The organism is Chitinophaga sp. YR627, from assembly GCF_900114995.1.
Lineage (GTDB): Bacteria > Bacteroidota > Bacteroidia > Chitinophagales > Chitinophagaceae > Chitinophaga.
Window position 1 is genome coordinate 1,572,638 of the sequence record NZ_FOUX01000002.1, and the last position, 21,517, is coordinate 1,594,154.

The following is a 21,517-nucleotide window of genomic DNA, read 5'->3' on the forward strand; positions in this document are numbered from 1 at the left end:
GAATAAGGATGCTGACTGGCATCCTTATTTTTTTATCTTAGGAGCGGATGCGAAGAGAAGATGCTATCTCGATATTCCAGGCAGCAGTAGCTGCCGTACAACCGGCACACCTCATGCGCCGGCATGTACAATACAGCGATGGTGTATTAAGCGTTTGTGAGCAATCTTTTAACATCACACCCGGGAGTACGGTATGGGTGTTCGGTGCAGGTAAGGCGGCAGCGTCCATGGCACAGGCACTGGAACAGGTACTTGGCGGCGTGCAGATCAAAGGACTGGTGATCACGAAATATGCGCATGCATTACCGCTAAATCATATTACACTAAGGGAAGCAGCACATCCTGTACCTGACGAAAACGGTGTGAAAGCGACTGCTGAAATGGTCTCCTTATTACGCAGTAGCGGTCCTGCTGATATTATCCTGTTCCTGCTTTCCGGTGGTGCCTCTGCCCTGCTGGCAGATTATCCTGCGGGAGCAGACCTTGCACAGGTACAACAGGTCTTTTCATTGTTACTTAAAAGCGGAGCAGACATTTATGAAATGAACATTGTACGGAAGCACCTGTCAGCTGTAAAAGGCGGACAACTCCCCTTACTTGCCCATACCAAAGCCTGGTGCAGTCTGATATTGAGTGATGTGGTAGGGGATGATCTTTCTATTATAGGTTCCGGTCCGACCGTAGCAGATCCTTCCACGTTTGGAGATGCCATGGCGGTCCTTGATAAATATGCGCTGACATCACAATTACCATCCGCTATTCATGCACATTTACAACAGGGATGTGCCGGAAAAATTGCCGAAACACCCAAACCCGGACATGCGGATCTGGCACATGTGCATAACTTTTTAACAGGTAGTAATCACATTGCGCTGGAAGCAGCAAAACAGCAGGCAGTATCCCTTGGATATGATACCCAGCTATTAAGTTCCACGGCTACCGGACAGGCAACTGAGCTGGCAGAAAAACTGGTTGGTGCAGCTGGTAGCTGGCAGGGTAAAAAACCGGGGTGTATACTCATGGGCGGCGAGAGTACGGTAACAGTAAAGGGGGATGGAGTTGGTGGCCGGAATCAGCAACTGGCGCTGGCTGCGGGCATTTTATTAAAAGATGTTCCGGGCGTTCTTATACTCAGCGCCGGCACAGATGGTACCGATGGACCGACAGATGCAGCAGGGGCTTTTTCAGATAAAGAGCTGATGCAGAAAGCGATGGAAAACGGGCTGGATGCAGCCGCTTATCTGGAACAGAATGATGCCTGGCATTTCTTTGAAAAAACAGGAGGATTGATCAAAACCGGACCTACGCAAACGAATGTAATGGACATCATGCTGGCAATCATTTCCTGAAGCGTTGGTTGTTCCCATTAGATTTTCTTAGGTTTGCAAAAATTCTACAAGGACAGCGCGCTTATAAACCATTGGAATACACGCTTATTTTAGCTTAAAAAAGGATCAACAGCAATATACTGCCCTTGTAGCATGAGAGAAATCATTTATTACTAAATCATTAATTAATTTCCGGAAGTCCTATTTTTGGGGCTTAAACCTTTATATGCGTATGCTAAGAATGGAACAGACATGGCGTTGGTTCGGACCGAATGATCCGGTTAGCCTGGCTGATATCAAACAAGCTGGAGCGACTGGTATTGTAACGGCCCTTCACCATGTTCCGAACGGAGAGATCTGGACAGTTGAGGAGATACAAAAGCGAAAGGAGATGATCGAAGCCGCAGGCCTTACCTGGTCAGTGGTTGAAAGTGTACCCGTTCACGAAGACATCAAAACCCAGAGTGGAAGGTTCAAAGAATATATACAGCATTATCAGCAATCCCTGCGCAACCTTGCGCAATGCGGTATCTATATAGTGACGTACAACTTTATGCCGGTGCTGGACTGGACAAGGACAGACCTCGCGTATACAGTTGCTGACGGATCAAAAGCCCTGCGTTTTGAAAAAGCCGCTTTCCTTGCTTTCGACCTGTTCATGTTACAACGCCCGGGTGCAGAGAACGACTACGATCCTGCGGATATCTCTATGGCGAAGGAACGTTTCGACAGTATGACCGATGCGGAGAAATCATTGCTGCAAAAGAACATTATTGCCGGTCTGCCGGGTTCTGAAGAGAGCTTCTCACTGGAACTTTTCCAGGCAGCCCTTGATAAGTATAAAGGCATCGATGCCACACAGCTGAAACTGCACCTTTTCTATTTCCTGCAACAGATTGCACCTGTAGCAGAGGAAGTAGGTATCAAACTGGCGATCCATCCGGATGATCCTCCATTCCCAATCCTGGGACTGCCAAGGATCGTAAGTACAGAGCAGGATGCAAGAGAATTGCTGGCAGCAGCGCCTTATGCCTCTAACGGACTTTGTTTCTGCACGGGTTCTTATGGCGTACGCGCTGATAATGACCTTCCTGGTATGGTAGAACGTCTGGGTGAGCATATTCATTTTATACACCTGAGAAGTACACAGCGCGACAGTATTGGCAACTTCCATGAGGCCAATCACCTGGAAGGCGATGTGGATATGTATGCAGTGGTGAGAGCCATTCTGAATGTGATGCACAAGCGGAATATCTCTATCCCGATGCGCCCGGATCATGGTCACCAGATGCTGGATGATCTTCATAAAAAAACAAATCCCGGCTACAGTGCCATTGGCCGCTTACGCGGACTGGCGGAACTCCGGGGCTTAGAACTGGGTATCGCGCGGTCGGTTTCGGGGAAATGAAAGTCCACACCTGCAGCCTACTGGCAGCTTTATAAGGTTGGGATCAGAAACGAAAAAGTAAGCAGCTGGATAAAAGAAGGCTGATCAATTTATTAAGTAGCTCCAAAAAACAATCATATGAACAGTTCACTGGATGAGCAGTTAGAGCAGCATCTGGCGCAACGTCAACAGAGTCTTATCAGAATGTTAGGTCTGTTGAAAAAGGACATGGATTGTAGGATCATGCAAAAGCTACAGCAGAAAGGTTATAACAATTTCAAACTGGGTGACCTTGTGCTGATAGTGAATATAGATCCGCAGGGGATCATCAATAACGAACTGGCAAGAAAGGCCCGTATTACCAAACAGGCCATGAGTAAAGTAGTGAAGAACCTGGAAGCAGGCGGCTTTATTCACACCAGTAAACACGTCAGCGATGCCCGTGCAGCGGTAATCTCTCTGACAGATGAAGGCAAAAAGCTGATCATCTGCGCGGCGGAAAGCTTTCAGGAGATACAAACGGAATATACCGCGATCGTCGGAGAGCAGGATGCTGACGCACTCAAACAGATCCTGCGTAAACTGGTATTCAGTTTACACCCCGAATGCTGATAATTTTTTCCATTTTATACATGCCTGTTCCTGATTCTGGAAAATCCGGGGACAGGCATGGCCGTTTTTAGCAGTACTTGAACCAGGGATGTGCATAACTTACACATGAGCAGGGTCAATTGCATAATCCGCTACTTCTGACTATTCGAAAAGCGCTTATACATTTACATTTTTGACAATGCGACAAAAAGTCAAATATAAATTCCGCTCTTTGTGTGTCCCAGTGCGGATTTCGGCACAGGCATTGTATTAATATTTTTGTCTATTGACCAGTGATTTAATACTTTTAATATCAGTAGCAGACATAGCAAATTATGGTTTCCAGCCGGATTATAAATAACGACGATGAATACATCGACGGTTTGCTAGACAGCTCCCCTGCAATTGTTGACGCGATCTATAAGCGTTTTGCCCGTAAGGTAAAACATATGGTAACAGGTTGGGGTGGCAACATCAAAGAAGCAGCCAATGTATTCGAAGATGTATTAATCGCTCTTTACGATTATGCACATCTCAATAAATTAACCCTTACAAATCGTTTTGAGCCTTTTTTCATGTACGCCTGTCAGCTGAAATGGAAACAGGACCTCATGCAGAAAGCCCCTAACAAAGGAATGTCATTTCATCCCGAAGTGCCCGCTCCCGGCCTGGATGAACAGCATATCAGATACATAGAGGCAGCATTAGCGGCTCCACATACCAAACAGGGTGCGGACAACACCAGGGAAGAATTGGAAGAAATGATCGCCGATCAGCGGGAACGCTGGTTTCATACCAAAGAAGGCCCTAACAGCAAAGTGAGTGTCTATGTGATCATCACAGCTATAATAGGTGCAGGTCTGGCAGGACTATTATTCCTCAGCCCATGGCATAAGGATATCTACCGTCAGTTTTCAGGAACGGAAATGGTACATGCCAATCATATGTCTACGGAACAGGATACCGCATTGCTGATGCATCAGGCAGCAGCAGCCTTCAATCATGGTCATTTCAATAAAGCGATCGGTCTGCTTAATCAGGTAATAGTCAGGGACTCCTTACATACAACTGCCCGTTACTACAGGGGAGTCAGCCTTGTAGACGAGGGAAAACTGGAAGATGCCCGCGCTGATCTTAAAAAAGTATACAACAGCAACTCCAGCTATCGATATGATGCCGCCTTCTATATGGCACTCAGTTATATTCGTGAAAATGATAAACAGCAATGCCTGGAATGGGTGCTGAAGATACCGGAAAACTCAGCGGTACACTGGAAAGCAGCCAGACTGAAGGAGGAACTGAACTATTAGTTCAGGTGGATCATATGCTTACTGAAGTGAATAATGCTTTCTACTTCCCCTTTAATCAGTTCGTAGATCTGTACTTTATCTTTTTTGATCATAATGAGCTGTTGCAGAACAAGATAGTAGGTTTCTCCACCGTGCCCGCTCATCTGGGCTCTTAAAATTTCTTTTTTTACTTCTTCAAAACCAACAGCGCCGAGCTTTTGGTAAATAACGTTGAGTTCTTCAATCCATTTCATAGGTTATGTGTTTTTGCATAGGAATCTAAATTTATTCATAATACAATTAATAAACAAGGGGTTGGAGATATTTTTTTTATTGCCCCATCGGTACAATTTATCTGCTGCTGCTTCGTCTATCTATTAGCAAAGCATCAAACTATGCCCGCATCCGCACCTTTTATTGTTTCCTATCAGCTGGAAGATTTCGCTCCGGGTGGACTTCCCTTTGTCGTAGGAGAACTTAGCGCCCATATTGCTGCAGGACATGCGCACCTGATGGGCATACACCGGCATTCTTACTACATGCTGGCACTCTGTACGGAAGGACAAACCACAGATATACTGGATTTCGAACCGATGACCGTAAAAGCCGGTGAAATGATCCTCATCGTTCCGGGTCAGGTACATGAACCCAGACAGGATTATACAGGAAAGGGCTTTATCATCGCTTTTTCGGCCGATTTCCTCCTGCATCAGGAAGTAAGTCTGCCCACACTTCCTTCGGGCCCTGTACGCCTCTCAGACGCTGATTTTGCACAAGCCTGTCTCATCATCACACAACTGCAACGGGAATACACAGCGCAGACACCACAATATGTGGCAATGTTACAACATTATCTGTCACTGCTCATCACCCTCTTGTATCGCCATGCCAGTGCCTATATGCAATCCGGTCCTCCCCTGCTGCAACGTTATCGTAGCCTGCTGTCAGCACATTTCCTGGAGTGGACCAAACCGGCACAATACGCAGCCGCCCTGCACGTATCTGTAGATCATCTGAATGAAGTTGTCAAACTGCATACAGGACAAACCGTGTCCGCACATCTCAATGAAAGACGGGTACTCGAAGCAAAAAGACTACTCCTGCATGCAAAAGAAAGTATCAAGGAAATAGCCTGGCACCTGCAATTCAACGAGGTGTCCTACTTCAATCGTTTCTTCAAACAACACACCGGTCATACCCCCGCAGCCTTCAGGGATAAAGTCCGGGAAAAGTATCTATCTGACCCGGAATAGTGTAATCAGTACCACTTTACACCGGACTACCTTTACATTATGTCATACCTGAAAGATAAAGCCCAGGCCTTTCTGATGGCCCGGATGGGGAAAACCGCCAGCGTCATTGCCTCTGAATATATTGCCAATAACCTGCTCGCAATTACATTACAATTGCCGGACGCTCTTAAATGGCGCAGTTGTCAGCACCTGAAATTTGAAGTAGATAAATCTAACTGCCGGGACTATACGGTCGCTGCATGGGATGCTGCCAGACAACAGGCGACCTTACTGATCGCTACCGGGCATGATGGCGCAGGCAGCAACTGGGCCAGACAATTACAACCCGGAGATACAACCCTCTACGTAGGACCGGGCGGCGGTTTCCATCAACCCACAGCTTCCACACACCTCGTGTGTATCGGCGATGCAAGCGCGGTTGGTCATTTTACCTCGCTTCATCTCAGGAAAGGAGCCGGACAACAGCTACATACACTGATCTGTCATCATCAGCCCCTGCCGGAACAATTACTGCATATGCCGGTGACCACACTACTTAACTACACCAGTGGTGTGATCGAATGGCTGACAAAACACGAACTGCCTTTACAGGATACGACGTTCTATGTGGCAGGACAGGTACGGCTCGTTGTACAGACGCGTAAACTGCTGAAGCAACTGGGTGCAACACAGATCAAACCTGCCGGCTTCTGGGAATAATACATCGCCATTCACATAAAAAAAGAGAGCGTACCGGTATGATACGCTCTCCTGAATAGCTATCCGGACCACATCAGTTGTAGCCATCATTCTGCTTCAGATTTCCGCCTCCCAGATCGATCTGACGCTGTGGAATAGGAAATATCTTATTACGCTGATTAAAGGTCTTTCCATGGGCTGTAAACGCTGCTGCGGCTCTGCCGGGGACTAATGCATCCTGGCGTATCAGGTCAAAGAAGCGGTCATGTTCCATCGCCAGCTCTACTCTCCTTTCATGCCAGATGTATTCGCGGGTAACGGTTGTCACCGGACCTAAACCAGCACGGGGATGCAAAGCTGTAATATCAGTAGCGGCTGTTCCTCCATTACCTAATGCCAGCGCTGCTTCTGCATGGATCAGCAATATTTCGGCATAACGCAGTATACGAAGGTTCTTAGGCAAACGGCCCCTGTTACCACAATTCGATTCTGCAATCTGACTGTGATAAGATTTGTAGTTATAACGGGCATTTTCCACACTGTCCCGGCCTGGTACACGAAAACCGTCCCAAAGGAATGTACCATTGGGTTGGATGAAAATGATACTGGCGGCTTCTCTGCGGTCGCCATCCTCATATTCATCCACCAGACTCTGAGAAGGCGTACCAAATCCCCAACCCAGATCCGCCCAACCAAATTTACCACCCGCACGTGGGGCCTGACATTCTGCATAGTTAGCAATAGCGGCTTCACAGGCAGCGTTTTCGCCTGTCTGCACTTCGAAGATGGACTCAATGCTATTAGCACCTGTTTCTCTCCAAATCTCAAAATAGTTGTCCAGTAATCCATATGTACCCAGTTTCTGCGTAACAATGGAATCACTCAGACTAAAGGCCCGCTGCCAGTTCTGCCGATACAGCATCACTTTGGCCAGCATACCCGCTGCTGCTGCTTTATTTGCCCTGCCTACGCCGGCATTCGCCTGTCCTTTTGCGGCTACGTTCGCCAGGGCGAATTCCAGGTCGCTGATGATAAAAGCATAGATATCGTCTGCGCTGGCTTTTGTCTGAAAAGCAGCACTATTTGACTCCTGTGGCGTGATCACCCTGTCTATCTTTGGTACGCCCCCAAAGAAACGTACCAGGTCAAAATAAAAATAGGCACGCAGGAAACGCATTTCTCCAATCAGCTGGTTTTTTAGTGTTTCATCCAGCGTGCTGCCTTCTAATGTAGACAATGCCTGATTGGCACGGGCTACGCCCAGATAAAAGGTGCTCCAGATACTGTTCAGTGTATTGACTGAAGCATCCATTGTCAGGTTATCCAGGGCGCCGGAATTCGGCATATCATCACCAGTGTTACTGCCTTTATCTGCATCATCAGAAGCGATATTGGTCATCCCCACATAAGAGAATCCATGCATATTGCCTTCCCACATCGTGTTATAGACACCGACCGCCAGTTTTTGTGCGGTAGCAGGGTCCAGTGCGGAAGCTTCCTGATCAATCTGGCCCTGCGGTTTTACATCCAGATAACTATCGCAGGAAGTGATACCTGTAAACATCAGTATGGTCAGGCAACACCATAATTTTTTATAATTGAGTATAAGATTCATGGCTGTTCCGTTTTAAAATGAGACATTGACACCTAAAGCAAACGTGCGGGTAGTAGGATACGCACTCAGTTCGATACCCGCATCCAGGATACCGCTCTTGTTGTTGGTCGCATTAGCGTCATCGATCGTACCACCAGGCAACTCAGGACTGAATCCGCTGTATTTCTTCAACGTAAACAGGTTCTGTGAAGTCGCGTAAATGCGGAAGCTGTTGATACCGATCAGCTTCATGGTTTTGGACGAGAAGGTGTATCCGAGCATCAGGTTATTGAGACGCACATAAGTACCTGATTCCACGAAATAAGTGGAGGCAGGCGTACCAGCTGTGATCAGCCGCGGATCGGTTGTAGAAGGATTGGTGCTTGTCCAGCGTTTGCTTGCATAATCCGCCTCTATATTATCTGCAGGATCAAAACGGAATGCCTTCTTACCGTTGTAAATCTTGTTACCGGCGTTGCCGTAGAAATTGGCGCTGAGATCAAGACCTTTATAGTTCAGTCCCAGGTTAAAGCCAAAGAAGCATTTAGGCTGGAAAGAGCCTGCATAGATCTTGTCATTATCGTCAATATCGCCATCGCCATCTATGTCGCGGTACTTGAGATCACCGGGAGCAGCACCCGGCTGGATCGCATTACCGGAAGGACCTTTATAATTATCTATTTCAGCCTGGTTCTGGAAGATGCCGATCGCATCTCTTACATAAAAACTACCTACCGGATGACCATTGTCGGTACGGGTAACAAAGCTTTGTTGTCCGACGTTACCGCCCTGTAGTGCCTGTCCGCCGTTAAGACCTGTCAGTTCATTTTTATTGAAAGTGATGTTACCACCAATAGTATAGCTCAGGTCATCGGTAATATCATCTTTCCAGTTAAGAGAAATTTCCCAGCCCTGGTTTTTGAAAGAAGCCGCATTGGTGATATAGGAGTTGTCCTGGTCACCGAGAATAGCGGGGGTATTTACTACCACCAGTGCATCTGTAGTTTTCTTACTGTAATAGTCGATCTCACCACTCAATCTGCTTTTCAGCAGTGAAAATTCGAAACCTACATCATATTGAGTGGTAGCTTCCCATTTCAGGAATGGGTCTTTGATCTCTTTCAATGCACCACCAAGACTGACTGTACCATCAAAAACGTACGGCGCGTCTACACTGGTTACTGCTATATAGGCATTGGTAGGAATGTTGTCATTCCCCAGTTTACCCCAGCTACCACGCAGTTTCAGGAAATCAAAGATGCCTTTGTCTTTCAGGAAACTTTCTTCTGATAATACCCAGCCCAGTCCTACGGTCGGGAAGTAGCCCCAGCGTTCACTGAATTTAGAACTACCGTCCGCACGAATGGAGGCGCTTAACAGGTATCTGCCGTCATATCCGTAGTTCACGCGGCCTACAAATGACTGACGGGCATATTTGTCACCTACGTTGGCAATGGTGGATTGTACGTTAGGGTCTCCCAGGTCCAGGTACCAGAGGTCTTCAGATTCCGGTACATTGATACGTACGCCTTTGAGCGAAGTACTGTAGAACCCTTCGGTCACCGAACCCGCCAGTAATGTCAGGGAATGCTTATCAAATGTTTTGTCAAATGTGATGGTATTGTCCCATACCCAACCTTGTGAGCGGTATTCTTCACGGGTAAGACGGCTGTTCTGGTTCTGCTGGTTACCACCGGCTACCAGGAAGCTTACATCATCATTGAGGAACCGGTAAGCGTAAATCCGGTCATTGCCGAATTTAAGGTCTGCGTTAAAACCGGAACGCAGTTTCAGGAACGACACCGGAGAGTATTCCAGTGCTGCGTTTCCCTGCAAGCGGCTTTCTCCACGACCATCATTTCTTTTGTTGATGGCCAGCAGGGGGTTACCCACATTAGCCCATCCGGAGGTATTACCGTAGCGGCCGTCTTCAAACGCCTTGACAATAGGCGCTGCCCTGTAGATGTTCCGATAGGTATCACCGAGTTCCACATCACGTGAGATAGCACGGGAATAGGAGATCATGGAAGTGAACTTCAGCTGGTCCGTGATATTGACGTCATTATTGGCCCTGAAGGTGAAACGTTTAAAATTGTTTGTCTGGATGATACCATCTTCCTGGATATATCCTGCACTCAGGTAGTAGGTACCTTTTTCAGAACCTCCGGATACGGAGATGTTATGGTTCATCTGGAATGCCTTCCGGAGCACATCATTGTACCAGTTGGTCGTACCATTGTACACATATGGGTTATTGATGGGGTCTTTACCCGGAGCAGCGTCTGTGAGGTAGGAGATGTACTGGTCACGACTGGCCATTTCTACGAGGCTGGCGGCTTCCCTGAAACCGACATTAGCGTCATATCTAACCTGTGGCGTACCAGCCTTTCCCTTGCGGGTGGTGATAATGATAACGCCGTTGGCAGCACGTACTCCATAGATAGCAGCGGAGGCATCTTTGAGGATATCCATGGTGAGGATGTCTGCGGTGGCGATATTCCGGATGTCATCTGTAAGTACCCCGTCTACTACATAAAGCGGGTTGGCCCCTGCCAGTACGGAACCGGTACCACGTACCCTGATCTGGGGCTGGGAATTGGGTTGCCCGGAGGCGATCACCTGCACCCCGGAGATACGGCCCTGGGCCGCCTGTGTAGGGGTCTGTACCGGTTGTGTGAGCAGGTCTTCCCCTTTGACAGAAGCGATAGACCCCGTCAGGTCTTTCTTACGCTGGGTACCATAACCTACCACAACGACCTGTTCCAGCTGGCTTTCGGAAGTTTTGAGTATGATATTGAGCGGTCCGGCGCCGGCCTTTACTTCCTGGCTGACATAACCGAGATAAGAAAATACGAGGGTGTCTTTTCCTGCGGGAAGATTGATCGTAAAGGCGCCATCCGCTCCCGAGGTGGTACCTGTCGAAGTACCTTTTACACGGATCGTCACGCCGATAAGGCCTACGCCATTGTTGTCCTTCACTGTTCCTTTCACGGGGCCTTCCTGTTCTGGCATACTGCCGGGGGCAGCGTTTCCCCCTGGTGCAGCCGATTGCTGTGCTGAAGCGGTCAGGACCGCAGACAGGAACAGCAACAGCAATACGCCTGCTGTTTTTGTACCATTAATTCTCATAACGATGATTTTTGCTTGGGTGTGATTAATCTTTCAATGCTGACTGTTCCAGCGTTTAGTTTGTTGATTTAAATACGACAAAGATGGTACGGGTAAACGGACAATCCACCGCTGTACAGCATGCCAGGGGTACTGCGGGTTACTACAGCAACTCAAATGTAAAGTGGTGATAAAGCAGCTTAATCAGACAATAGGTCTGATCTAAAATAGCATGTTCCAGTTATATAACAAAATGGGGAAATAAAAGTTAAGAGAGGGAAAAAACGGCCTCAACTGCCGACCAGTCGCTCCTGCATGGCTTTTACGATGGCGCCGGACCGGGAATTTACATCCAGCTTACGGTATATATTCATGATATGGGAGCGTACGGTTCCTACGCTGATATGGCAATGTTCGGCTATTTTTTTATATGTATCTCCATTTACAAGACAATCGAGCACTTCCAGCTCACGGGGGGATAATCCATAACGGTGGTCCTGGTTACCTGCATTTTTACGGTTAAAAAATGCGAGTACCTTTTGCACGGCGAGCAGGTTGGTTTGCATCGCGGCTTCATATACCTGAGAAAATACGCTGGTCAGCGACGCTGGCGGTTCAGGAGTAACCTGACGTGGATGTACGTTGGCGACTGAAAACTCTTTCCCGTGTATGCTATACAGAACGATATTCATTTCCGGGTAGGCGGCTTTTAATATGCTGGCGGCTTCGGTTGGTGTTAATCCTGGAATATCCATATCCATGAATATTATATTGCTTATATCTTTTGCCAGCTGCTGAATAAGTTGGTTGGCTTCGCCTTGCCCTTCTGTCTCTAAAGCACCCTCTTCATCAGTCTGCCCAATGTTATTAGGCCTCACATTTTTCATAATGTATTTTTTGGGTTTGAATATGTTGCGAAACCTTCTTCCGGTAATTGTAAATCCTCGTAATGTTTCTGATTGTTTGGCCAAAAATGGAAAAACTGGCTCGATCTCATGGTTTCACATACCGAAACAAATTTGATACAAATACCGCCAGTAGTCAATCGGATAAGTATATGATTTTTCAATAAATACTAATAAACAAATTATACAATATTAGAATTATCCAAAAATGAAGGCGGATATTCTCTACAGGCAGAGCTTGACATAGGTGTAACGCGGAAATATTTATACTACCAATTTACAGGTAAATCCTGAGAAACTGAGCAGCAATAATGTAAGAGACTGCGATAATATGTAAGTCCCGAAAAATCTGAACAGATACTAAACCCGACCTTAACAATCGGTTAACCATGGATTCCGATTTTAATCTCTAGTTTTGATCTCAGTAGCCCCATTTAGTGCTGATTATCAAAACATTTTATTTTGTTGCGGTATAGATCTATTCTTGCCATTCTGAAATCCGCAACGGTTGACATGTGAATGTTCAGGGCCCTTACCCATAAGTTGGTAAGGGCCTTTATTTTTTGTTCCTAACAATAAATACAATTCGTTTTTAATACGTATACAGAATACACAATCTTCCATGTTGTTATCTGATCTGTCACTGTTTGTGCAGGTATCTCTGGAAGATATGTTCGCCACCATTATTCAACAATTCCTTCGATTATACAGCCATTATACCGTTACTACGCCGCTATCGCTACGCTCATGAGCGTAGTAATAGCGGCGTAATAGCGGAGTACCTTCGTTGTAATGCGAAGAACAGTTGCATAAGTAATTAATGATTAACTACTTAAGGTCATTTCAAGCGAAGAAACCTTATAACATAAATAGAATCAATTGATTACAGCGGCATTTGCTGCGCTTCGCTGCCTTGTAAACCGAACTTAGGCTACATGACCTGGCTGCAGCCAGTGCGAACCGATCCTACCCGTTTGTCTGTCCCGCTGGGGAATCAGTCCGGTATTCATGTGAATATACTGATCACAGATACCAGAGATATAGTGAAGATTGATCATAAATTTCCTTCTTACTGCCACAAAAATATCCTGTGGCAAACAGGACCAGATCCTTTCCGGTGTTTCTTCGGAAATAATGTGAGCATTTGTCAGGTGGAGTATGCAGCCGTCTGCACGGACTTCTACGAATTGCAATTCACGAACGGGGATACGGACACGCTGACCTTTGGAATAAATATAGAACGAGGAATGGTGTTTACTCATTTGCGTTTACAGGGATTAATTGTTTTTAATAGCATACAGTTTTAAAACCGGCAGGTAACTGAATAGAAACCTGCGTACAGAAGCTTATGAAATCTAAACCGTCTTATGAGAAAAGTAGTATGAAAAAGTTCTTTTTAGATATAGGCAGGAAAGGTAATGAGGATTCGGACAGCGAGAGTTAATCCGTTGTTAATGCAATAGTTAATACGGAGTTAACTGCGGAGTATCAAACTCCGCAGCAATTCCGTCCAGGCAAGGGAAATCCCCTGCAAAATAAAATTCAGCGCAGGTGGAAAATGATTTACGGCAACAAAAGCGAGATATCCGTGAACATTCCAAGGATTGCGACCATGGCAAGTGTCAGGTTCTTGACGAACCGGATATTAAAGCCTCCTTTTTCCGAGTAATAATAACTTTCCTTGTAGCGATCATAAGCTATCGGAGCTCCAAGTTCTTTCATCATTTTTAGAAATTCAAATAGCGTTCTTTCGGAAATGCGCAGCCTTTTTGCAAGATGGGCGGGCTTTCCGGTACCTTTGATCCTTATCAGATAATCAATGGTCTGCAGTCTTTCGAAATAACGTTTAGGCATGCTGGCATAGTGGGGTTTACAATGAAAAGAAATAATAATAACAAGTAGTTCGCTGATCCTTATTCACCGCATCGGCTTTCTCCGGGCTAATGTTGTGAGTAGCCATAGTGTATGTGTCTTTTTGTATCAATTACTGGTTGCTATGATGTTAACATTATACTCGTAAAGGCGTATTCTTTAGGTGTCGTTCGACCCGGATCAGACAAACAGGGCCTGCCTTTTATGGCAGTCATAAGTGCAATTTTCATAAACAATATATATTTTGAGGGTATGTGATCATAACTCATCTCCCACAAAGGATAGCCACTCTGCAAGCTAAAAAAAACTACTGCTATTTTGTTGCAGGCTGCCTGGTTTTTGCTGCTGTTATTTCTACAGCAAGAATAAACTCCCCCGGTTGAAACCTGGGGAGTATTCATCAAAAACCAACCATTAAAAGTCTTATCTACCACGGCTTTCGACCACACTGTTCCACAACCGGGCAATATCTTTCAGTATAGTATATTTATCCAAAATAGCTGTAACCTTCATCCGTATGTAAAAAACGCTCAGGTAGATACCTGAGGGCTATATCCATGGCTGACAAATAGTGGTATATCCATAATTTCTCTGCTGCATCACTACGTTGTAATACTACAATTCAGGTCGCAGAAATTAGTTAATAAGATGTTAACGGAATAAAATTATCCCGTCCCATCCACATAAGCTCATGTGTATGAAAGCATTAGATTTACACTACGGTAGAACGTTTTAGCAATAAAATGGACAGGCGTTAACGTGTTGTTAAACGAGAAGGGTAGTTTAACGTTGAAGCAAGTGTGAAAGGATCTGTTGTACCACCCCTACCGCATCGTCATTATAATGATGCCCGCCGGGTAATACCAACTGTTTGTAATTGTTAATCGTCAGCGATCTGCTGTCGAAATCTTTTTCATCCTGACCAAAGATCAGTAATAAAGGTTTGCCGGAAATAGTATTCATCGCCGCCGGCACATTCATACTGCCCGGCGTACTGCTCTTGCCCAGCATGTCAGATAAATGCACCACCATATCCGTACTGGAAGAAGGGGACATAAATACCAGATGCTGCACCTGCGACTGCAACGTAGCTGGCAGACTGTTATAAATAAACGGCAGCACATCCGCTCCCATTGAATAACCGATGAGTACAAACGTGTGATTGTTCCACTGTGTACTATAATACTGCATCAGGGCAGCCACATCTCCCGCCGCCTGTGCCGGCGTCTTCTTACTCCAGAAATACTTCAGCGCATTCAGTCCGATAACGGGATAGCCCTTCGACGCCAGCGTATTCACCATATCCACAGAAAACTTCTTCATTCCTCCATCACCGGTAATGTAAAATACCACCGGATGTTCCGCTGCTCCTGCTGCTGGTACCTTCACTGTAACCGGCAGCTTACTCAGATCCCGCTGCTGTGCTTTCAATGCTGTTGCGCTGACAAACATCGTCAGCAGCAACAGCATGTATTTTCTTCCACTCATTGTATGATTGATTTATGCTCTCATCACCTTACTCAATGCACCTGGCAACTGAATCAGATCAAAGTCATGCTCGTATACCAGGTATTTATTGGACCACTCCGTTGCATACTTTTCCTTGAACTCACGTAATCCATGGTAATGGCGGAAAGCCTTTATTTTTTCATAAGCAAATTTCACTACCTGTTCGGCGGTATTCTGTGGCTGTTGTATACCAGACATAGGTACCAGACCAAGATTCAGATATTGCAAACCCTTCTCCTTTGCATCCTGTATCAGTGCAATGATCAGCGCATCCATACAACCGCCCGGAGCTTCCGTACGTTTGCGGATCAGGTCATATGTACACTCACCGGGTGCGTAGTCAGGGATCATATTCAGGAACGCCGCAATCTTTCCATCTGCATCTGTCACCGTAATCACATCCTGTTCCCGGATCTCATCCGCATCAAACAACCCCTGGGAAAAGGTCATTTCCTTTACTTCATACTGCGCCAGCCACTCGTCTGATATCTCCTTCAATTCCTGTACCAATGCCGGAGACAATGGTGCGGAATGTATCTTCGTCACATATCCTTTTGCCGCCAGACTATTTAAACCATTACGCAAAGATTTCTTATCCTTCCCGCTCAGCGTAAATGCGGTTACATCCACAATGCCCTCCTGCCCTATTAAAAGGCGCTTTTTACGCAGGTGTTCAAAGTAGTACATACTCTGTTCATCCACGCGGTAAAAAGCAGGTCGCAGACCCATTGTGCGGCATTGCTGTTCAAATTCCTGCAGTAATGGCAACTTCACATCTTCTGCACATACCGGTTCCTCCAGCACGATGGCAAAACTGCTGGCAATACGATAGGCGATAAAACCCTGATACGCCTCAGATACATACAACAGCTTATCATCTCCCACCTTGAAATGATCCATCGCGGAACTACCATACTGACTCAGATAATAGTGCGCTTTTTCCAATGCTGCGTTACTATGTTTGCCTGCCGGCAGATAAGGGCGAATGATCGTATAGAACAGGAACGCCCAGGCGCCCACACCCAATACCCTGATCGCACTCAGGAACTCCCGGCCAAAACGCGTCATTGGTTTCAGTCCGTCGTCTTCCAGCAACAGGAATCCATGGAAAGAAGCTCTCAGTGACCGTAACCAGGTAAATTCCATCCCAAAATGACGGGCATTCAGGAAATAGAACCCGATCGTCCCGAAAAACAGGACGACCAGTAAAGTGGAAATAGCGGTGATCACCCCGATATTGACCAGTTGCCGGTTACTTTTTACCCGGTACTGGCTGGAGGTAATGATCAATGTGATCACTGTACCCAGCGCCAGGGCAGCTTCTTCATAGTCCAGCGCTTTACTGATATGCCCTACCACTGACAACAGCGATACGGACAATGCCACGATCCAGGCGCTGCGCAGGCCCCTGAACAGGAAGGTTGCCGTCACCAGCAATATCAGTCCCAGGAAAACTACCAGCAGGTTGGATGCGTGAATACTTTCGATAGGAATATAAGCGCGCAGTAATCTCAGACGGCCACGTAAAGGTGGGGTCAGTACAGAAAAGATGTTCACCATCCCCAGTAAAAAGATCAGCACCGGCGGTAATAAACGCAGCAGTAAATGCCTTCCTTTCAGGATAAAAGACACCACCCCTGCCACCAACGGCAGCCAGAATTCAAAAAGACGGTATAATAAGGTGATTTCAAGCGCTTGCAGCGAAGAAAAGCCGTAGTTGGTCAACAGATACGCGAGCGACAGTTCTATCGCTCCCAGACCACGTAAAAACGGCGATACGATCAGGAAGATCGTCGCCACGATATATCCCACACAGGCAGCCTCCAGGGATGGTACGGCGCCTGTCGCCTTCATACTGATATACAGGTGTGCAATACCTACGATCTCGATACCTGCCGATACCAGGATGGTATTGATAAAAGAAGTGCGGTCCAGATTAAATGCGAAGATCTCGTCTACATGACGAACAGCATTGGGCAGATATTTTGCCAGCAGATTGTATGCGGCGCCCCTCTGCTGGATAGAACGCACGATCCACACGACGCCTCCCAGTACGGCACAGATAGCTATCAGTCCACCGACAGCCTCTGCCATCGACTCATCGTGCAGAATAGCATATCCCACCACCGGAATACCTACCAGGAAAACGGAGAAAATACCCGTAAAACCGTAGATACCGGAAGCCTGGTGTACCTGCTGTTTGTTGATATGACTACGCCGCAGGCTCTGCGGCAGATAAGCCAGGGAACTCACACCTCCTGCAGGCAGAAAAATGCTCAGCAGGTTTCTTTTCAGGAACAATTCTGTTCCACGGTTCAGGTCGAGCTGGCCTCCGACTGACCGGAAGCTATATCTGTACATTAATGCCTGCAACAAAATATAGCCTCCTGTCAGCAGGACGCCTATGATCACCCACAGACGGTCAGCCCGTTCTATGGCAGGTCCAAGCGAATATAATTCATGCCTTTGCTGCCGGAAGAAGTAAATCGCCAGCAGTATAAACAATACGGCCAGTAATTCTTTCCAGTGCAGTTTTCTCAGTAGTGGTCCTAATTTCAATCTATCTTTCAACGCCATACATTACAGGTTATAGTTAATAGTAAAAATGTTCCTTACAGAAACATTAACAACAAAACTACGTGTAAGTTGCACGGCGATGCCCGCAGGACGGCTACTTTAATGAGATTTTAATGCTTTGAACGCTTGTATGGTACCACCAGTACAGGCACCGGAGAATGCCTGATTACAAACTCTGCCGTACTACCGATCAGCAGGTGATCAAGCCCTGTACGGCCATGTGTACCCATCACCAGTGTGCTGATACCCTGTTCAGTAACCTGTTCCAGGATATCTTCATTAGGAGCACCCAATACAGCATTGACGGTGATGTCTACATCGGGATAAGTTTCTTTGTAAACTTCCAGGCTGGATACAACCTGATTCAGATGGGCGTTCAGTTCATCTGAACTCGCGCCTGCGGCTTCAATGAGCGGCACTACTTCTCCTGCTTTATCCAGGATGGTCAATAATACTACCGGAGCTTTCGAACTTCTGGCCAATTCTATACCTGCAGCTACAACGCCTGCAGAATAGCTGCTAAGATCAACAGCTATCATGATCTTTGACATATACTTCTGATTTTAAAGTGGCTATGTTGTGGTGTTGTAGTAGGTTCAGGCGGGAGCATGCCCATTTATTATGCAAATTTACTATAAGTAAGCGACAATCAGGCGAATGATTTAAGTGTTTTTTAAGCGACATTAAAGCCAGGTTAATAAAAAACGGGGCCCCTCATTGCTGAAGCGCCCCGTTTTCTATTTAAAAAGCTACGTATTAGCAGCTAACGAATGTCATTCGTCCTCGTTATTTTTTTATTCCATCGGTAGACAGTGTCTGTGCTCTCAGCGGATTAACCGTTGTAGCTGTTCTGCTACTTCTTCCACGGGTATCAAATGCTTTGAACTTCAGGGTGCCTTTATCTGCAACAGGACCGGTGTATACTTTACTCTTGCCATTAGGTTCCTTGCCATCAGTGGTATAACGAATGGTGAAACCAGGCAGCTGGATATTAGCAGCCACACTACCATTGGTCAGTTTAAGACCTGGTGTCGGAATACGATAGTTGTAGCCACCGTTGTAATGATCCAGTCTTACCAGTTCTTTTTTACCAACTACGTTTACAAATGTGTTCCATGCTTTGCCATACAGTTCTTCACTGCGTGCGCTGTCTTTCTCTGTTGCCCACTCAGGATTTTTTGCCCAGGCACGTTCTGCCAGACCAAATAATTTCGGCAGGATCATGTATTCCATCCTGTCGGAATTCTTCACCGTTTCACTCCACAGCAGGCCCTGTACACCAACGATATTTTCAGCGCCATAAGCGGTCAGTTTATCTTTTCCCTGGAAAATAGCCGGATTCAGGCGATTGCCCAATGCATCTACTTTAGAGTTTTTGTAATAATCTTCCGGTATGAAGTAGAAAGGTTTGTCGATGTCTACAAATCCACCCCAGTAGAAACCTGGTTCTTCAAAACTCTTCATGTAGGCCATGTCAAAATACAGGTTGCTCACACCAGATAATACCACTTTGTAGTTGGCATTCGCCAGTCTGTAAGGCAGGTCTTCTGCACCACCACCCATGACATTATTCCATACATCCACCATGAATTCGTTGTTACTGAACTGAGGATTCGGAATGTTATGCGGCTTACCACCAATAGATGTTTTGCGCATGCCCATTTCTTCCCATCCGTATTGTTTCAGTCCGCGTGCTTTCAGCAGATCGTACACTTTACTGTAGTAATAATACCACAGGTCATCTGTGTTTTTAATGGATTTATCTTTCTGCATGAGGTCCTGTACAACCGGTGATTTTTGCCATACACCGGCAGGTACTTCATCACCACCCATGTGTACATATTCCAGCGGAGCGCCTGCTTCTTTGTAGTAAGCCTGCAGCTCTTCCACCACTTTATCGAGGAAGGTATATACAGAAGGTAATGCGACGTTGATCACGTTATCATTCCAGTTCTGTACAGAATGATATTCTGATTTATCCTGCAGATCAGACAACAGATACTGTGTAGCCTCTGCGGTTTTTCCCTGTGCCTGGAACTTTGCATAACGTGCTTCCATTGCTTTCACAGCCGCACGTGCGTGACCAGGTGTTTCTATTTCCGGGATCACGGTGATGTGACGGTCTGTCGCATATTTCAGGATTTCCAGAAAGTCCTGTTTAGTAAAGAAACCGCTACCTGCAGGATCATTTACTTCAGGTCCGGAACCATAAGATGGTATCAGCGATTCCTTTTCATCCAGTGTGTGACCGCGGCGGCCACCCACCTGTGTTAATTCCGGCAGGGATGGTATTTCGATTCTCCAGCCTTCATCGTCTGTCAGATGAAAATGGAAGATGTTCAGTTTATAGAGAGACATGACTTCCAGCAAACGCAGTACATCCTGTTTGCTGTGGAAGTTGCGTGATACATCCAGCATAAAAGCACGGTAACCATAACGTGGTGCATCTTTTACCTGCATAGCAGCTATGGATATTGCCTTTTGTTTAGTAGCCCAGGAATTGGCCGGCAGAATGCTTTTCAGGGTCTGTATACCATAGAAAACACCTGCTGCATCAGCTGCTTTGATCACAATGCCGTCAGTTGTAATGGTCAGCGTATATGCTTCCTTCGCAAGACTGGCGTCCTGCTGCAAAGCAATACCGTTACCTTCTCCGATGGCGGGTGTGGTGCCGAAAAGTGTATTCATTTCACCAGCCAGGTAAGCTGCTTCCTTTGCAAAAGTGGGCGCTGCACTGATATGCAGACCAGGTTGCAGGGTGTAGGTACCGGTACCGGGTATTACTTCCTGCGGAGTGGGGAATACAGCAGGTAGTTGCGCCACCGGCATATCTTTGATGTCCTTATTCTGTTCAAATACATCTGCCGCGGTAGTCAGAGCGGTTTTATCGCCCGGGAAACGGAGGTATTGTTTCGGCTGCGTGGAAGGACGCACTTCCAGCGGATTCATACGATATCCTTTAGCAGGTTCTTTGTCCCACACCAGGTACAGTCCATCCGGTGCATCTGTGAAGTTCACCGCCCAGGCATCTGCAACAATTTCTATACGCAGGGAATCGCCGGGAGCAATTCCTTTACCCGCAGCTATGGGCGCCAGTTTATACAGATCACCATTCACATGCGTGGCAGTCACCCCTCCGGCAAAAGGGCCTGGTTTAATGGACCTGACGAAGTTGAAATACAATTGCCAGCCCTGTGCAGGGAAGGGAACTTTACTGTTGTTAACCAACGTAAATGCAGACAGGAACTGCGCTTTCCCCTGGTGATTGTTTTCCACGACTTCCCATGAAACTTTAATCCTGGAGGCGTCAAATGGCGCCTGTGCATGCACCGGTGCTGCTGCCCCGGCGAATAGTCCGCATGCGAGTAATAATTGGCGAAAATGCATAAGCTGAAAGAAGTTAATCCCTGTAAGATAATGCGATAC

The 21,517-nt window shown here is 46.5% G+C and carries 16 protein-coding genes; 6 read left to right on the top strand and 10 right to left on the bottom strand.

The genetic code is table 11. From position 1 onward, the window contains the following. Window positions 1–47 precede the first annotated feature (47 nt). The 4 genes from BMZ72_RS15045 to BMZ72_RS15060 all read left to right on the top strand — a co-directional run bounded on the left by BMZ72_RS15045 (window position 48) and on the right by BMZ72_RS15060 (window position 4,616). Window positions 48–1,349 (top strand): glycerate kinase type-2 family protein, encoded by a 1,302-nt coding sequence (locus tag BMZ72_RS15045; RefSeq protein ID WP_089809596.1) that lies wholly within the window; start codon window positions 48–50, stop codon window positions 1,347–1,349. 205 nt (window positions 1,350–1,554) lie between these two features. Then, the gene (gene uxuA / locus BMZ72_RS15050; protein ID WP_218155247.1) at window positions 1,555–2,736 is read left to right on the top strand and encodes a mannonate dehydratase; all 1,182 of its coding nucleotides are present in this window, start codon (window positions 1,555–1,557) and stop codon (window positions 2,734–2,736) included. Between the two features lie 117 nt (window positions 2,737–2,853). Further along, a complete protein-coding gene (locus BMZ72_RS15055; RefSeq protein WP_089809598.1) occupies window positions 2,854–3,327 on the top strand; it encodes a MarR family winged helix-turn-helix transcriptional regulator in 474 nt (157 codons plus the stop codon). A gap of 362 nt (window positions 3,328–3,689) precedes the next feature. Beyond that, complete coding sequence (locus BMZ72_RS15060) at window positions 3,690–4,616, top strand: tetratricopeptide repeat protein (RefSeq protein WP_143087699.1); 927 nt, start codon at window positions 3,690–3,692, stop codon at window positions 4,614–4,616. Here the strand turns inward: BMZ72_RS15060 and BMZ72_RS15065 are convergent. After that, a complete protein-coding gene (locus BMZ72_RS15065) occupies window positions 4,613–4,849 on the bottom strand; it encodes a hypothetical protein (RefSeq protein WP_089809602.1) in 237 nt (78 codons plus the stop codon). The two genes, BMZ72_RS15060 and BMZ72_RS15065, sit on opposite strands and share 4 nt — an antisense overlap. 141 nt (window positions 4,850–4,990) lie before the next feature. Here BMZ72_RS15065 and BMZ72_RS15070 point away from each other — a divergent pair, with 141 nt between their 5' ends. Together BMZ72_RS15070 and BMZ72_RS15075 are read left to right on the top strand one after the other, a co-directional pair. Next, window positions 4,991–5,848: a helix-turn-helix domain-containing protein gene (locus tag BMZ72_RS15070; RefSeq protein ID WP_089809604.1), complete on the top strand. Its 858-nt coding sequence runs from the start codon at window positions 4,991–4,993 to the stop codon at window positions 5,846–5,848. A 39-nt stretch (window positions 5,849–5,887) separates the two neighbouring features. Continuing rightward, complete coding sequence (locus BMZ72_RS15075; protein ID WP_089809606.1) at window positions 5,888–6,547, top strand: siderophore-interacting protein; 660 nt, start codon at window positions 5,888–5,890, stop codon at window positions 6,545–6,547. Window positions 6,548–6,620: 73 nt separating this feature from the next. Here BMZ72_RS15075 and BMZ72_RS15080 read toward each other — a convergent pair whose 3' ends face one another. The 9 genes from BMZ72_RS15080 to BMZ72_RS15120 form a co-directional block, all read right to left on the bottom strand. Continuing rightward, on the bottom strand, window positions 6,621–8,141 hold the full coding sequence (locus BMZ72_RS15080; protein WP_089809608.1) for a RagB/SusD family nutrient uptake outer membrane protein: 1,521 nt from the start codon (window positions 8,139–8,141) through the stop codon (window positions 6,621–6,623). 12 nt (window positions 8,142–8,153) lie between these two features. Continuing rightward, window positions 8,154–11,249 (bottom strand): SusC/RagA family TonB-linked outer membrane protein, encoded by a 3,096-nt coding sequence (locus BMZ72_RS15085; RefSeq protein ID WP_089809610.1) that lies wholly within the window; start codon window positions 11,247–11,249, stop codon window positions 8,154–8,156. A 269-nt stretch (window positions 11,250–11,518) separates the two neighbouring features. Next, window positions 11,519–12,115, bottom strand: coding sequence for a response regulator transcription factor (locus tag BMZ72_RS15090; RefSeq protein WP_089809612.1), 597 nt, complete (start codon window positions 12,113–12,115; stop codon window positions 11,519–11,521). Between the two features lie 944 nt (window positions 12,116–13,059). Beyond that, on the bottom strand, window positions 13,060–13,395 hold the full coding sequence (locus tag BMZ72_RS15095) for a LytTR family transcriptional regulator DNA-binding domain-containing protein (RefSeq protein WP_089809614.1): 336 nt from the start codon (window positions 13,393–13,395) through the stop codon (window positions 13,060–13,062). A 301-nt stretch (window positions 13,396–13,696) separates the two neighbouring features. Then, window positions 13,697–13,987 (bottom strand): hypothetical protein, encoded by a 291-nt coding sequence (locus tag BMZ72_RS15100; RefSeq protein ID WP_089809616.1) that lies wholly within the window; start codon window positions 13,985–13,987, stop codon window positions 13,697–13,699. 801 nt (window positions 13,988–14,788) lie between these two features. Continuing rightward, on the bottom strand, window positions 14,789–15,493 hold the full coding sequence (locus BMZ72_RS15105; RefSeq protein ID WP_089809618.1) for an alpha/beta fold hydrolase: 705 nt from the start codon (window positions 15,491–15,493) through the stop codon (window positions 14,789–14,791). A gap of 12 nt (window positions 15,494–15,505) precedes the next feature. After that, window positions 15,506–18,091: a phosphatidylglycerol lysyltransferase domain-containing protein gene (locus BMZ72_RS15110; RefSeq protein ID WP_089809620.1), complete on the bottom strand. Its 2,586-nt coding sequence runs from the start codon at window positions 18,089–18,091 to the stop codon at window positions 15,506–15,508. A gap of 110 nt (window positions 18,092–18,201) precedes the next feature. After that, the gene (locus tag BMZ72_RS15115; RefSeq protein WP_089809622.1) at window positions 18,202–18,642 is read right to left on the bottom strand and encodes a universal stress protein; all 441 of its coding nucleotides are present in this window, start codon (window positions 18,640–18,642) and stop codon (window positions 18,202–18,204) included. Window positions 18,643–18,877: 235 nt separating this feature from the next. After that, window positions 18,878–21,478 (bottom strand): family 20 glycosylhydrolase, encoded by a 2,601-nt coding sequence (locus BMZ72_RS15120; RefSeq protein ID WP_089809624.1) that lies wholly within the window; start codon window positions 21,476–21,478, stop codon window positions 18,878–18,880. Window positions 21,479–21,517 lie beyond the last annotated feature (39 nt).